The sequence below is a fragment of the Pontibacillus chungwhensis BH030062 genome (genome assembly GCF_000770675.1).
Classification (GTDB): Bacteria; Bacillota; Bacilli; order Bacillales; family BH030062; genus Pontibacillus; species Pontibacillus chungwhensis.
The window spans coordinates 187,782-202,109 of record NZ_AVBG01000006.1; the positions used below are offsets into that span (position 1 = coordinate 187,782).

Below are 14,328 nucleotides of genomic sequence, written 5' to 3' on the forward strand. Positions count from 1 at the left end.
TTTTGTTAAAAAAATTCTTAATACTTTTAACGTTAAATGTATATAAGATATAGATTTCACAAAGAAAAGGGGAGATGAGCAACATGAACAAGTGGACAAAATCATGGAGTATGTTGGTAGCAATCGTGATGATAGCGGTTCTGTCAGCATGTGGGAGCACAGAGGAAGCCGGTGGCGAGGAGAAAAGTGATAAGAAAATCTCGATCGGCCAAGTGAGCTGGGCTGAAAATATCGCTGTTACGAATATGTGGAAAGTGATCTTAGAGGATAAAGGTTACGACGTGAAGCTGACTAATCTGAATATGGGCAGTACGATGGCTGCGTTAAAAAGCGGTGACCTGGATGCCAGCTTAGAGATCTGGTTACCAGTTCAGGATGCCAATTACTTAGAAAGCTATCAGGATTCTGTGAATTTCTCAGATGCGACTTGGTTTGACAACGCGAAAGTAGGACTTGTCGTTCCAGCCTATATGGAAGATGTGAATAGCATCGAAGATTTGAATGAACATAAAGAAAAGTTTGAAGGCAACATCGTCGGCCTTGACCCCCGGCGCAGGAACGATGGAAGTAACGGAACAATTGATTAAGGACTATGATCTTAATTATGTCCTTCAATCAAGCTCTGAACCGGCGATGTTAGCTGAAATTGGCGAAGCTGTGAAAGATCAACAAGCAATCGTGGCCCCTCTCTGGAGTCCGCACTGGATCTTTTCGGAATATGACTTAAAATTCTTAGAAGATCCGAAAAAAGTATATGGCGGAATAGAAAAAATCCACCACGCAACACGCCAAGGCTTTGCAGACGATCACCCTCAAGTAAAAGAATGGTTGAAGAACTGGAAGATGAACGACCAGCAAATCGGTGAACTTATTAACGCAGTAGAGAATAGCGAAGAACCCATTGACGGCGCCCGAAAATGGGTAGAAAACAATCAGGAATTGATTGGTGAATGGGTGAAATAACGGGACTTGGGGACAGGTACATTGTCCCTTCGCTTCTCTAAATAATACGGGGTTGGTGTCTCCGGTCACAGAAAAAGCAGAACTAATTTAGTTCTGCTTTTTCTAATGCACTATTCTGTTCAGGCCTGGAGTGGTGGGACAGTAAACCTGTCCCTCCATCCCACATGTCCCTCCATCCCACATCATGAACGATTGACGACGTTCACAAACGATTGAATGGACTCTTCAAGTGTAGAATAATCTTCAACGATTTCATTCACTTTTGTGTTTTGTTCTTCTACACTAGCCAGAACTTCTTCAACACCTGCTGCGGTCTGTTGGGTAATAGAAGAAACATCATTGATCTGATCACTTGTTTCTTCAGACGATTCGAGTAATTGCTTAATTATTTCATCAACGGCCTGAGTTTGAGCGACCACGTTGGTGCCATTTTCTTTAATGGTTTCTAGCACATTTTTAATCTCTGATGAGTTCTGCTGACTTGTAGTAACCGCGACTCTTCCCTCTGTTACTTTCTCTACTGATCCATTAATATTGACCTGGATTTTCTCTAATATAGAAGCGATTTTAACAGTGGAGGCTTTTGACTCTTCTGCTAGTTTCCTCACTTCATCCGCTACAACGGCGAAACCTTTACCGTGTTCACCTGCACGGGCGGCTTCAATGGCAGCGTTTAGAGCGAGAAGATTCGTTTGCTCAGAGACATTATTGATGACATTTATGATACCGCTAATTTCATCTGCTTCTTGTTTTAATTGATTCATAGAATCTTCCGCTTGCATCATGATGGAATTTACGTTTTCAATTTCCCCATTTAAATGATTCATCTGATCAAAAGCTTTTTTCGTGACTTCTACTGATTTCTCGGTATGTTCTTTCATGGAATTTGAACTTACATTTACATCATCGACATTTGATTTACTCTGATCCACCAAGCTCGTTATGTCCATTACACCGGCCGCCTGATGTTCAATGGCTGAGGCCATTTCATTAAATGTCTTGGTCACTTCAGAGGAGACACGCCCTGTTACTTCAATATTACCTTTTAGACGGTCACTAAAGTTACTAAGCGTTTCTAAAGAACCTTGTACTTGCGCAACCATCTCTTCAGCATGCCGCTTCGCTGACAGAGCTTGCTCTTCATTCACATAAGATTTTACTTGAAGTTTCGTATTCAATCCTGCCTGGAACATCAGAAAAGACGTCACCAACACAATGTATAGAATAAGAGAAATCAAGCCCTCTACACCATAATCCGGAAACATAACCGCGCCAAATTGTATATAAAACAATACCGTTAACGCTATTTGCAAGGAGGATATAACTGCAATTGGTTTCATTAGCTGATAAACGGAAATTACCGCTAAGTTATAATAAACCATTAAGTAAGAAATCATATGTGGGTTGCTCTCAACCATAAAATACGTAATTAATGTAAGACTGAACATAACTATATACATCACATACCTAACGCCTATTTCTTTCCAAGTTAAGATTGTCCCTATCGTGGTAAACGTACCCCCAATTCCCAAGATAATCCCAGCAATGATTAAATCTGCTTGGCTTGTTAAGTTTGTTAAGATACTTAACACAATAGAAAACCATGATAATTTAATTATTAATTTGTTGCGATTGTTCAGTAACGCTATTTTTTTATCCTTCTCCATAAAACTGTCCCTTCTGAAGCAAATTTAGGCAAAATAGCCCATTTCATAATATTACTATAATTTTTTAAATTTTTCTTATATTTAGTGTTAAATTTTCATGACGGGGCTTGGGGACAGGTCTCTTGTCCCCAGAGACTAAGGGACAGGTACATTGTCCCCACTCCCTCTTCTCAATGCCTATAAAACAAGCCTCTGTCTAGTTGATCAAACGTTTGATCAACTAGACAGAGGCTTATGAATAATTTAGATTTTTTATATGTTTCTACTAGTTAAACAGCCAAACGGATGATCCCTATAATGACTGCCCAGACTGGTACGCTAAGTGCCAGTGCCCACAAAAATCCTTTAAAGAAATTCCCTTCTTCCTCCATTCAAGCTCCCCCTCCCAGACCCTTTTAAAACCATTATGGTCAACAAAAGAGAAACATAAACGGCCGGGACACTGTACCTGTCCCTCCGGCCCACCAACTGGGACAAGGAACCTGTCCCCTCATCCCGCCCCAGTTTGTGAACAAACGGTGAACTTGTAAGCGCTCTTTTAGTGTCTTTTGTTCCTTTTTGTGAAAAGTTTCACATATGGTATTGATTCCATAAACAAGAAAGTGCACAATAAGATTGTGAAGTAATTCACATGAAACATTTTTCTACGGAGGAATTCAAAATGACAACTAAAAATGTAAACCGCGTGGCACTAATTGGAGCAGGATCCGTAGGGAGCAGCTATGCTTTTGCCATGTTAAACCAAGCCGTAACAGAAGAATTCGTAATCATTGACTTAAACGAGGGCAAAGCGATGGGCGACGCTATGGACCTAAATCATGGAAAAGTATTCGCCCCTAACCCAACAAAAACATGGTATGGACAATACGACGATTGTAAAGATGCCGACATTGTTTGTATCTGTGCAGGAGCCAACCAAAAACCTGGAGAAACTCGATTGGATTTAGTGAAGAAGAATCTATCTATCTTCCACACAATCGTAACGAACGTCATGGCTAGTGGTTTCAATGGAATCTTCCTTGTCGCTACCAATCCAGTCGATATCTTAACTTATGCAACATGGAAATTCAGCGGATTGCCAAAAGAGCGCGTGATCGGCAGTGGGACAATCCTCGACTCTGGCCGCTTCCGCTACATGCTTGGCGAATATTTCGAAGTAGCACCATCTAATATCCACGCAACCATCATCGGTGAACATGGTGACACAGAACTGCCTGTCTGGAGTCATGCAACAGTAGGAGGCGTACCTGTTTTAGAAATGATGAAACAACGCCCTGACTATAAACTTGAAGACTTGGACGAGATTTTCACAAACGTTCGCGATGCCGCTTATCACATCATTGAGAAAAAAGGCGCGACCTACTACGGCATCGCAATGGGACTGACTCGAATTACAAAAGCGATCCTAAACAATGAGAATAGCATCATGACAGTGAGTGCCTATTTGGACGGGGAGTACAACACAGAAGATGTCTATATCGGGGTTCCGGCTGTGATTAACCGTAACGGGATCCGCAATGTGGTTGAAGTGAGCTTAAATGCCGAGGAAACAGAACAGTTCAACTATAGTGCTCGCGTATTGAAAGACATCTTAGAGCAAAATTTTGAAGCAAAATAAGTTAGAAAGAGATGATATCCGATGTGGTTACAACAGTACGATCCATTTGGAAACGAATTAATCAGTGCATTTATAGCCTTTCTCCCAATCTTGTTTTTCTTTCTCGCTTTAACAAAGTTTAGAATGAAAGGCATACTCGCTGCCTTTCTTACTCTTTGTTTGAGTGTGGCCGTGTCTGTCCTATTCTTTGATATGCCGCTTGCCCAAGCCCTATCCGCTTCTGCATTAGGCGTTGCGAAAGGGTTATGGCCAATCGGTTACATCGTTATCATGGCCGTTTGGCTTTACAAAATCGCTGTCCGGACCGGTAAATTCACCGTAATCCGGGCTAGCATCGCCAATATTTCAGAAGACCAACGCTTACAGCTATTATTAATCGGTTTTAGTTTTAACGCATTCCTTGAAGGGGCTGCCGGCTTCGGCGTACCGATTGCGATCAGTGCCGCCTTGCTCGTTGAACTTGGCTTCCGTCCACTGAAAGCTGCCGCCCTATGCTTAATCGCCAATGCCGCATCTGGCGCTTTTGGAGCAATCGGAATCCCCGTGATTGTTGGGGCGCAGATGGGCAACTTGGAAACGATGGAACTATCAAGAATGCTCGCCTTCACGCTTCCTATGATTTCTTTTGCCATTCCATTTTTACTCGTCTTTATTTTGAATGGTGTGAAGGGAATTAAAGAAACACTTCCAGCTCTCCTTGTCGTAAGCGGAATTTATACAGGGACTCAAGCTTTCACTATTTTATTCTTAGGACCTGAACTAGCGAACATACTAGCCGCACTTCTTAGCATGGCAGGCCTTGCTCTTTTCTTAAGAAAATGGAAGCCAAAAACGATTTATCGTGAAGGCGATGCTCCTGAAACAACACAAATGGAAACCTATTCTCTCAAGGAAATTGTGAAAGCTTGGTCACCGTTCTATATCTTAACCGCAACGATTACGATCTGGAGCTTACCTGCTTTTAAAGCGTTATTTAGCGAGAACGGATTATTAGAAAACACGACAAAAATGATCCCGATGCCGTTTCTGCATGAGACCATCATGAAAGCACCACCGATCTCTCCAGAAACGGTCGCACTAGATGCATTATTCAAATTAGACATCATCTCTGCAACAGGGACCGCGATCCTTGTAGCTGTACTGCTAACAGGATTATTCAGCTCTGCGATTACGCTACCGCAAGGAATGAACTCTTAAAAACGAACCGTAAAAGAATTATGGGTACCCGTTCTGACGATCTGCTTTGTCATGGGCTTTGCAAATCTATCAAACTTTGCAGGCCTGAGCTCTACGATTGGATTAGCGCTATCTAAAACAGGCGACCTGTTCCCACTCTTCAGCCCAATTCTCGGCTGGCTCGGTGTTTTCATAACAGGTTCTGTTGTTAGTAACAACGCCCTATTCGGTCACCTACAAGTCGTAACAGCTGAACAAATTACAGCAAATCCAGCCCTACTGCTCGCAGCCAACACAGCGGGAGGAGTTATGGCAAAACTCATTTCTCCTCAATCTATCGCCATCGCCACTGCTGCTGTTAAACAAACAGGTAAAGAATCTACTCTGTTCCAAAAGACGCTCTATTATAGCCTTGGCTTACTAGCTGTTGTTTGTGTATGTACGTTTGTACTCTCTTTGATAGGAATGTGAGCTGGGCCGGGGGGACGGGTACCTCGTCCCTTCGCTTCCACTGAGCTAGCGATGCGGGTTCTCGTCCTTTTGTCCTAAATATGGTAGAATATGAGACATGAAAAAAGGAATAAATAGATTAGCTTTCATAATTCACCCAGGAGGAGATTCCGATTCGGTTCCCATTTGATGTATCAACCCATCCCTACCCAACTATAGAATGTCCACACTGCAGCAGTGAACCAGGAAGAAAAGGAAGAATAAGACGGTACAAACATATCGATGACGGCATTTGCTTTGTTTGCAAAGGAAAAGGAAAAGTTCGTACAGAAAGAGCGATTCTTGAACAGAATCAATGGATTGAACAAGAAATGAAAACAGATCCCGAAGCAAAAGGACATACATTTCACTCCTACAAGAAAAAGTGGTTCCGTGACTTAGAAGAAGAAGCCTCTTTCTTTGTTGATTAGAGGGTAGGGCCAGGGGGACAGGTACCTCGTCCCTTCGTTTCCCTAAATAATAGATTAATAGCCGCAATCATAATTTGATCCATACAAAAAAAGCAGAACATCTAGTTCTGCTTTTTTACTCGTTCGGAGCCAGACGGGACAACGTACCTGTCCCCCGGTCCCGGCGCACGACCGACTACGCTTTTGGAGATGCCGGTTACTCGTGATATTTGTCTACACGAGACCCCTTCGATGGACTTAAGACTTGCTAGAATTCCATTCCGCTTCTTTCGTTCCATTTGCTGGAGCATACTGCTATGCGGGACACCTAGGTTCATCAAGTGTTCTCTTACTTCACAATCTTGCACCCTTGTTTTCAGTATGATATCTAGGCACTGATCTTCATTTACCTCTTCCATAAAGTTCTTATAACACTTCAAAGCTGTGATATCATCAAACGCCAATAAGGCCAGAACTTTTTCCGTATCGACTAAATCAGAACGACGACCGAGATACGCATGAATACTTGTCCATTTACTATCCCACACAGTTCTAACAACCGCGGCCTTTAAAGGATTCTGGTGAATATACCTCACTACCGTTAAGAAATAATCCATATCGTTTACACACTCGCTGTTAAAACGTCCCTGGAACAAGTGTCCACTTCGGTCATACTTAAGATTGTACCAATAAACATAGCTGGAACTGATTCGCTTCAAAGATTGAGAAAAGCTCTCCTCTCCTTCTTCTAATAAAAGATGCACATGATTGTCCATAATACAGTAGCTATAAAGCTTAAAATGACAAAGTTCCTTATATCGCTTTAGGGTTTGGAGAAACTGCCGTTTGTCTGTTTCGTCTTCGAAGATCGTTTGTTGGTTGATGCCTCTCAGCATAATATGGTAGATACCCGTACGGCTCTGTTTTCTCGCTTTTCTGGGCATTTATTTTGGGGGACCTCCTTTCGTGAGGTAGATGGGGTGAGAAATGAGGGGTAGCAGAGGGAGTGGTCTCCTTATATTTCTACCTTCAATTTAAAAATCCTTCAAAAAGACAAAAGGGACTGATCCTCCAACTGTAGATGGGTACCTTCTTCAATCATTTAATTCGAAAATCGACGGGACAATGTACCTGTCCCTCCATCCCGCTCCACACAAAAACGCAGGCTGAAATTCCAGCCTGCGTTCATAAGCATCCATTATTCTACCACTAATTATTTCGTCTCTCGAAGGGACGACGAACGTGTCCCCACGTCCCGCTTAAACAGCTGTTTCAGTCGTTCTGAAACGAGGTAAATGCCGTAACCTTGTAGCATTATGAGAGCTGGCATGGCAAAGAAGCGGTATCTTGTTTGCACTTCAATAATCAAGTGAATCATTGCGTAACCGATCACCAGCAGTACAAAAAGAAGAGATTTCATTGGAATCTCTGAGCGCTTGCTCAACAGCAACTTCACACTGGCTACTACTCCAAACACGAAGAAGAGGGTAAACATGACATTATTAATCTGGTAAAGGAGTGTCTTTAAATTAGGAGCTTCGATGCCTGTTAAGCCCCAGAAGAAAGACGAATCATGTTCCTCTCCCCACATAATTTGGAATTTATCCTTCATCAATACAAGCACTTCACCTGGATCAGACAGCCTCTCCTCAATCAGTTCGCGCTGCTTCTGTTCTCGCTCTTCTCCATCTAACGGAGCAAGAATCTCAACATCAGAACCGGAATACGTTCCGTCCGTTTCATGGTTCAGCCCTAACACGAACTTCCATAAAGGATCACGGTTTCCAAGCGGATAATCCGTAACTCCTGAAGCCATAAAGGCCTGACTGACAGATAACTGGATGATGAAAAATACACCCATAATCCCCGCTAATTTTCCAAAAGCTTTTAGTTTATGGTCTCCTTTTAACAGATATACAACGAAGACATAAATCCCAACGGCTAATAGAACGAAAGGACCAATTGGACGTATGATGTGACCTAGTGCCAACAATACTCCAATCCCGATCCAACTCCACTTACTTATCTCAAACCGTTCCACCAAAAGATATAATCCAGCAAAGATTAAGAATGTTGCTAAGTATTGATTCGTCAAGACAGACGTCATGACGATCGATGGAAGATAAATGGCATAAACAGCCCCTGCAATACGACCCGCCGTTTCGTTAAAGACGGATTTCCCGATTAAGTATACAAGTCCTACCGTCGCGGTACCCAGTACTACATTGATCAACTTAAGGACCATTGTACCCTCGCCAAAGATCGAGATAATCAAGGATTCATACATGACAAACCCAATCTGATAAACCCATCTTGAAAAGTAAGCGTCATCTGAAAAGGCGAAGTTGCCATTTGAAGCACTAACCGCTGCATTATATAGCTTCGCAAAGTCCGACAAGAGCGCTGTGTCCACATTCAACACCCAGACAAGTCGGATGATGAAAGCAGAAACAAGCAAGATGGACACAAAGGCCAGATTAGGAATGGGTAACCTCAAAATGGATACGCCTATAAGTAAAACCACAATCCCTACTACCACTAGAAGAAGCAAGTCCCTCAATGAATACACATCTTCGATCATCGTGAGATTTGACACGAATCCAAAGGAGAAGAACAAGACTCCTACAAGTAAAATCACAATGACAGAGAAACGCTGAAAAAGAGATAAGAATGTATTCATGCCCTCACCTCCTCTTTTTTCTCAGCAAAGATCAGGTACTTGCTTGCAAAGTAGTTGAATAGTACTACAATTACATTCGCCACGATCTTAGACAATAAGCTGTCCTGACTCATAACTTCGATAAGCAGAATCATCGTCCCAAGATCGACTCCTAATGAAAGGATACGGAAGAAAATAAATAAAATAAATTCGCGTGTGCTAGTCCGGGCAGAGGTATCCTTACTCTCGAAGACAAATAGCTTATTCGTGATAAACGCGAACACAACGGCCGCAATCCAGGCCACAGTCGTCGCTAATTTGTAATCTACACCAAGCCCGCTTTCAAGCCCGGCGTATACAATAATATTAATAAGGGTCGTTAACCCACCAAACACTAAATACAGGATCATTTCTTTCTTTTTACCCATAGGACTACCTTTCGCCCCCGTGCTGAGCGGAATGTTGAACCAAATCAGAGCGATTGGTCACTTTCTCTTCATTATATTCATCCACAAAATAGAGAGGCCTGATCTTCGTTTCATTAAACACGCGTCCCAGGTACTCGCCAATAATGCCGAGTACGATGAGCTGAATGCCGCCTAAGAAGAGAATGGCGCTCATGAGTGACGGATATCCCGCTACACTCTCTCCGTACAGAAGCGTCTTGGAAATAATCCATATCATATAAAGGAAAGCAAAAAATGACACACCCATGCCTAAGAAAGAAGAAAGGCGAAGCGGAGCCGTCGTAAATGACGTAATCCCTTCGATTGCCAGGTCTGCCAACTTCTTATAGTTCCATTTCGTTTCACCAGAAACACGAGGGTCACGGTCAAAGAGGATCTCCTTCTTGTTATAGCCTACCCAACTGAACATCCCTTTTGTATAGCGCTGCGATTCTCTTATTTTTTTAAGAGCTTCCACACAACGCCTGTCTAATAAACGAAAGTCGCCAGTATCCTTTTGAATCGGTACATCAGACATCTTCTCAAGCACTTTATAAAAGAGACTAGAGGTCGCTTTCTTCATTAAGCTCTCACCCGCACGGCTTCTACGCTTTGCGAAAACATCGTCGTAGCCCGCTTCCCAGTACTCAATCATTTCAGGGATGAGTTCTGGTGGATCCTGAAGATCAGCATCCATAATGACAACCGCATCTCCCTTTGCATGATCTAGTCCGGCAATCATGGCAATCTCCTTACCAAAGTTACGAGATAAATCCACGAACGACACACGCTTGTCCATCTCTCTTAATTCCTTAATAATCGGGAGCGTTTCATCCTGACTCCCATCGTTTACAAATAATAGTTCAAATGAATAACCCTTCTGGCCATCCACTACACCAAAAAGCCGCTCATATAAATAATGAAGAGATTCTTCTTCATTATATGCAGGGACCATAATCGTTATAGTCTTCACAACGATCTTCCTTTCAAAAATTCATAATCATTCTATTCTCTGTTACGACAAACCCGCCCGTTTCTACCAAACTTCCAATAGCAAGACCCATAACAGAGTCACAAAACCTCAACTAATTGAGGAATATCCTTCAATATTATAGCACCACTTTCAGTCTTTGAACGAAAGTCTGACAACTAATTTTTTTCTACTCTCTATCATTACAAAACTACTGAATCATAACATATTTCCTATAAAATGTATAATAGGGCCAAGGGGACAGGTACCTCGTCCCTTCGCGTCTCTAAATAACACATTAGAACCGTAAAGAACCAAAGGACAGTTTTGAGATGCACGACATCTGACAGATGGACAACTTACAAAAATTTGCTATAATGGGCGCAGTTATGCACTTACATTTATAAATTACAGGAAGGAGATCATGATGAGAACACCATTCAAAGCACCTACACTTATGTTCCTCATTCTATCAATTGTGGTACTGCCCACGTTAAGCTTCGCAAATTCCGTATCAGCTGAGGACTTCGGTCCATCAGACTGGACGCAGTACAGGATGAATCCAGACAATAATCCTGTCTTCCACAACGACTTTGAAGAACAATTGAACATGATCATTGATACAAACGATCAAATTCGCTCCACCCCTGTTATCGTCGGGAATAATGTCTACATAGGGAACCACAATACAGGGGACATTTATTCTTATAATTTGATAGAAGAAAAGATGAACTGGCAAGCGCAGGCACCGAACTGGATTCACTCTGAGACGATCTACGTGGATGATCAATTATTCGTCGGTTATGGAAACCGTTTTGGCGGCCCTGACGGAGTAAGAGGCACAGGGGAAAGCGGCATGTTAAGCCTTGATCCAGAAACGGGCGAAATCTTGTGGAATTTCAAGACAAAAGGTGAAGTCATGCCAACACCTGCTTATCATGACAGAACCGTATATATCACAACCGGCGATGATCACCTCTATGCGGTCGATCCTAAAGATGGGACCGAGAAATGGAAACTAAAATTAGGACATGTCGTCAGTATGTCTTCTCCAAATATTAAGGACGGAATCCTATATGTCGGCGCAGGAAGACCCACACCTTACACCTTCTTTGCCATAGACTTATCAGCTCAAGAAGTCCTTTGGAAAACCGAATTCAACAACGTATATGCAGGACTCGATGACGTACCCCCTGCCATTTACAAAGACGATCTCGTTATCACAACAGCCCTAGAACCATCGGAAAAAGGCCTAGACTACCCAGAACACTTCATGTATGCAATGGATCTTGAAACAGGAGAAGTGGTCTGGAAAGAAAGCTTCGGCTCAGGGGAAATGGTACAAAATAATAAATCAGGCGCACCTATGATTTACAAGGATAAAATCTTTGTCGGCAGCCCGATCACCCGAACCTTCTACGCCTATGACGCCAAGAGCGGAGAGCAGTCATGGTCGTATGAGAGCAACATCAACAAAGCACCTCCAGTAGCCGATCAGGATGTTGTCTACTTCACAGATGCGGAAGGCTTCGTCTACGCCTTTAACACAGAAGACGGCGAATTGTTAGGAAAAAAAGAGCTAGGCGGCACACTAGCCCCGTCCGGCCCGGTACTTATGAACAATCACCTCATCACAGGTAGTCAGGATTCGAATGTGTATGTGATGCCTACGAGTGAGGTTACAGGAATAGACGAAGAGAAAAATGAGAACGGACAAAAAGAGGGAGAACAAGAAACAGAGGAAACCTTCTCAACTACATGGATCATCTCTATCATTGTCGGAGCTATCTTGGCCTTTGCACTAATTATGTATGGGATAAGAAAAGTGAAGAAGTAGCGGGATAGAGGGATAGGTACCTCGTCCCTCTAGTAGCCATAATTCCCCTACTTGATTTATACTTTAGGTAATTAAAATTAAAAAAGGAGTGCTTTGCTGGTATGACAAAAAGAGAACTAGAAAGCCAAATTAACGTTGTAAAATCGGATTACATACGAATCCAGGGAGATCTAGAAAAGATGGAATCCGTTGGTGGGAATACAGAGAAGCTGGAGAAACAGTTAAAACAGTTGGAAGATGAGTTGGCGGAACTGAATAGTCAGTTGGCTAAAGCTTAATGAGTTGGCGTAGTGTAAATTGATCAAACGTTTGATCAACAAAAAAAGCAGAAGGAAATCCCGATATATTTGGGTTTCCTTCTGCTTTTTAGTACTCAATTTATTTCGGCACTAGAAGGGACAATATACCTTGCTCTCTGGCTTCCTCCAATCATGTCCTTTACATTCTAATAAACATGTCGATTATAAGAATATAAATACATATAAAGAGAGGAATACTTATGCAACCAGAGTTAAGCCGTGAAAGAATAGTACGTTGTCCTAAGTGTCGATCTGATCAGATTACAGGCAACAAAAGAGGGTACAGTTTCAAACAGATAGGGAAGATGTTTATAACTATGATTGGTATAGGTTTATTAATCTTAATCATTAGTAATTTACTGAGAGCTACATTAAGTACGCTACTAATTGAGATAGAAGTTCTCTATCTTTTATTCACCACTGCGCTCCCTATTGCGTACTACATGTGCTTTATATCCGCACTGCCAGTTAGTTTGTTATATGGGTTAAAAGGTAGGAACAATTTAATAAACAGTTGTATGCAATGCGGAAGTCAATGGACTCCGAAATAAGCACGAGGACAAAACTGATACTTCCTAAATACATAGGTACATCGTCCATTAGTATTGTTCTTCAAATCAACAAAAAGCAGCAAAGCACTCCACTGAGTACTGTGCTGCTTTTATCTTACTATCTTGAATCTCAACGGGACGATGTACCTGTCCCTCTGCCCCTCAAAGAATGCTCGAATTATGTTTCCTATATAGTTTGTCATCAAGATTATTCAGATCCCTATTAAGATCCTCAAGCTGACGTTCGTTCTTCCTGGCGTCATCTTTTATTTTGTTTTTAATAACACTCATTTCTTCTTCATGTTCCGCCTGCAGGAAGTCCATTTCTTCTTTCATTTTTTGGTGATGCTTTTGTAATTCTTGTTTGTACGCTTGCTGTTTTTGAGCTTCCTTTTCACCATACCAAACTAATTGTGCCGCTTCTTTGAAATCTTCTGCACGATCAGATTCCAAATGATCTTTGATAATCTTGAGTTGGGTGTAGGAGTACTTGTCAGCAGGCAATGAAAAATCCGCATATTGTTCTTGAATAGCAAAAATCTCCGGAACATACTGATCTTTTTTTCGCTTTAATTCTTGTTGGTTCTGCGCTTCTAATGCTTCAAACGCCTTTTGCTTTTCCTTCTTTAGCGTATTCATGATTTTGGCTTTATGCTTGCTTTGGGTTCGCCTAACCTTATCTCGATGCGTCATTTCCCGTTTATGATCAACCTTATCTATAAATATGAAAACAAAAAGTAGCGCTATGGCGAAGGGTACGAAATAAATAACCATTTTACCAGAACTCGACAAACTGGTTAGCAACCACAGGAAAGCGGCAACGCCGAGAATTTTGGCAGGCAGTTTAATGCTTCTGAACTTTTGGGATTCCTGAAGTTCTTCAAACTCCATCCCCATCTTCCTGTATTCTTGTTTTAGCTGTTTGATGTCACTCGGTATGTATAACTTGGGGTTTTGCTTTGGGCGATCTTTCGTCATTTCAATTAGCGATTCTTCTTTTTCCTTTAGGGGTAAAAGGTTTTTAATCTGCTGTATAGTTTCTGCTTTGCTCACGTGAAAACTCCTTCGTTTCATTTTTGATTAATTACAGTATGGGGATGAAATTAATAGAATTGCTCTAGCAACGACACCCTAGAATAATAACCTCTCCCCCTCAACTTACCTATCACTTCGTTGTAGTTCTATATACCTTATTTCGGATAAATGCTATCTATTTCAATACTTTCTTACAAGAAAAATATGA

11 protein-coding genes and 1 pseudogene are annotated in these 14,328 nt (G+C 41.9%); 6 read left to right on the forward strand and 6 right to left on the reverse strand.

The genetic code is table 11. The features are described 5' to 3' along the window. The first annotated feature begins 83 nt into the window (after nucleotides 1-83). Both N780_RS20320 and N780_RS20325 read left to right on the forward strand, forming a co-directional pair. On the forward strand, nucleotides 84-587 hold the full coding sequence (locus N780_RS20320) for a glycine betaine ABC transporter substrate-binding protein (protein WP_332307810.1): 504 nt from the start codon (nucleotides 84-86) through the stop codon (nucleotides 585-587). Further along, nucleotides 562-963 carry a glycine betaine ABC transporter substrate-binding protein gene (locus tag N780_RS20325; RefSeq protein ID WP_332307811.1) on the forward strand — a complete coding sequence of 134 codons (402 nt, stop codon included), beginning with the start codon at nucleotides 562-564 and terminating at the stop codon, nucleotides 961-963. Before N780_RS20320 ends, N780_RS20325 begins: the two co-directional genes overlap by 26 nt. A 182-nt stretch (nucleotides 964-1,145) precedes the next feature. Here N780_RS20325 and N780_RS09965 read toward each other — a convergent pair whose 3' ends face one another. Then, complete coding sequence (locus N780_RS09965; protein WP_036783207.1) at nucleotides 1,146-2,630, reverse strand: methyl-accepting chemotaxis protein; 1,485 nt, start codon at nucleotides 2,628-2,630, stop codon at nucleotides 1,146-1,148. 661 nt (nucleotides 2,631-3,291) lie between these two features. Between N780_RS09965 and N780_RS09970 the strand changes: the two genes are divergently transcribed. Together N780_RS09970 and N780_RS09975 are read left to right on the forward strand one after the other, a co-directional pair. After that, the gene (locus N780_RS09970; RefSeq protein WP_036783210.1) at nucleotides 3,292-4,248 is read left to right on the forward strand and encodes an L-lactate dehydrogenase; all 957 of its coding nucleotides are present in this window, start codon (nucleotides 3,292-3,294) and stop codon (nucleotides 4,246-4,248) included. Between the two features lie 21 nt (nucleotides 4,249-4,269). Then, a pseudogene (locus tag N780_RS09975) lies at nucleotides 4,270-5,895 on the forward strand (L-lactate permease). 550 nt (nucleotides 5,896-6,445) lie between these two features. Here N780_RS09975 and N780_RS09980 read toward each other — a convergent pair. The 4 genes from N780_RS09980 to N780_RS09995 all read right to left on the reverse strand — a co-directional run bounded on the left by N780_RS09980 (nucleotide 6,446) and on the right by N780_RS09995 (nucleotide 10,401). Then, on the reverse strand, nucleotides 6,446-7,267 hold the full coding sequence (locus N780_RS09980; RefSeq protein ID WP_232299517.1) for a transposase: 822 nt from the start codon (nucleotides 7,265-7,267) through the stop codon (nucleotides 6,446-6,448). A gap of 269 nt (nucleotides 7,268-7,536) precedes the next feature. Continuing rightward, complete coding sequence (locus tag N780_RS09985) at nucleotides 7,537-9,003, reverse strand: glycosyltransferase family 39 protein (RefSeq protein ID WP_036783213.1); 1,467 nt, start codon at nucleotides 9,001-9,003, stop codon at nucleotides 7,537-7,539. Next, entirely contained in the window at nucleotides 9,000-9,410 is a 411-nt protein-coding gene (locus tag N780_RS09990) for a GtrA family protein (RefSeq protein WP_036783216.1), read from the reverse strand. The genes N780_RS09985 and N780_RS09990 overlap by 4 nt, the downstream gene beginning before the upstream one ends. Before the next feature lie 4 nt (nucleotides 9,411-9,414). Then, complete coding sequence (locus N780_RS09995; RefSeq protein ID WP_036783219.1) at nucleotides 9,415-10,401, reverse strand: glycosyltransferase family 2 protein; 987 nt, start codon at nucleotides 10,399-10,401, stop codon at nucleotides 9,415-9,417. Nucleotides 10,402-10,822: 421 nt separating this feature from the next. On the opposite strand from N780_RS09995, the gene N780_RS10000 reads away from it, so the two are divergent. Beyond that, entirely contained in the window at nucleotides 10,823-12,235 is a 1,413-nt protein-coding gene (locus N780_RS10000; protein WP_232299518.1) for an outer membrane protein assembly factor BamB family protein, read from the forward strand. Nucleotides 12,236-12,336: 101 nt separating this feature from the next. Next, nucleotides 12,337-12,513: an SE1832 family protein gene (locus tag N780_RS20050; RefSeq protein WP_198135847.1), complete on the forward strand. Its 177-nt coding sequence runs from the start codon at nucleotides 12,337-12,339 to the stop codon at nucleotides 12,511-12,513. Between the two features lie 734 nt (nucleotides 12,514-13,247). Here the strand turns inward: N780_RS20050 and N780_RS10010 are convergent. Next, the gene (locus tag N780_RS10010) at nucleotides 13,248-14,138 is read right to left on the reverse strand and encodes a hypothetical protein (RefSeq protein WP_036783222.1); all 891 of its coding nucleotides are present in this window, start codon (nucleotides 14,136-14,138) and stop codon (nucleotides 13,248-13,250) included. Nucleotides 14,139-14,328: the final 190 nt, after the last annotated feature.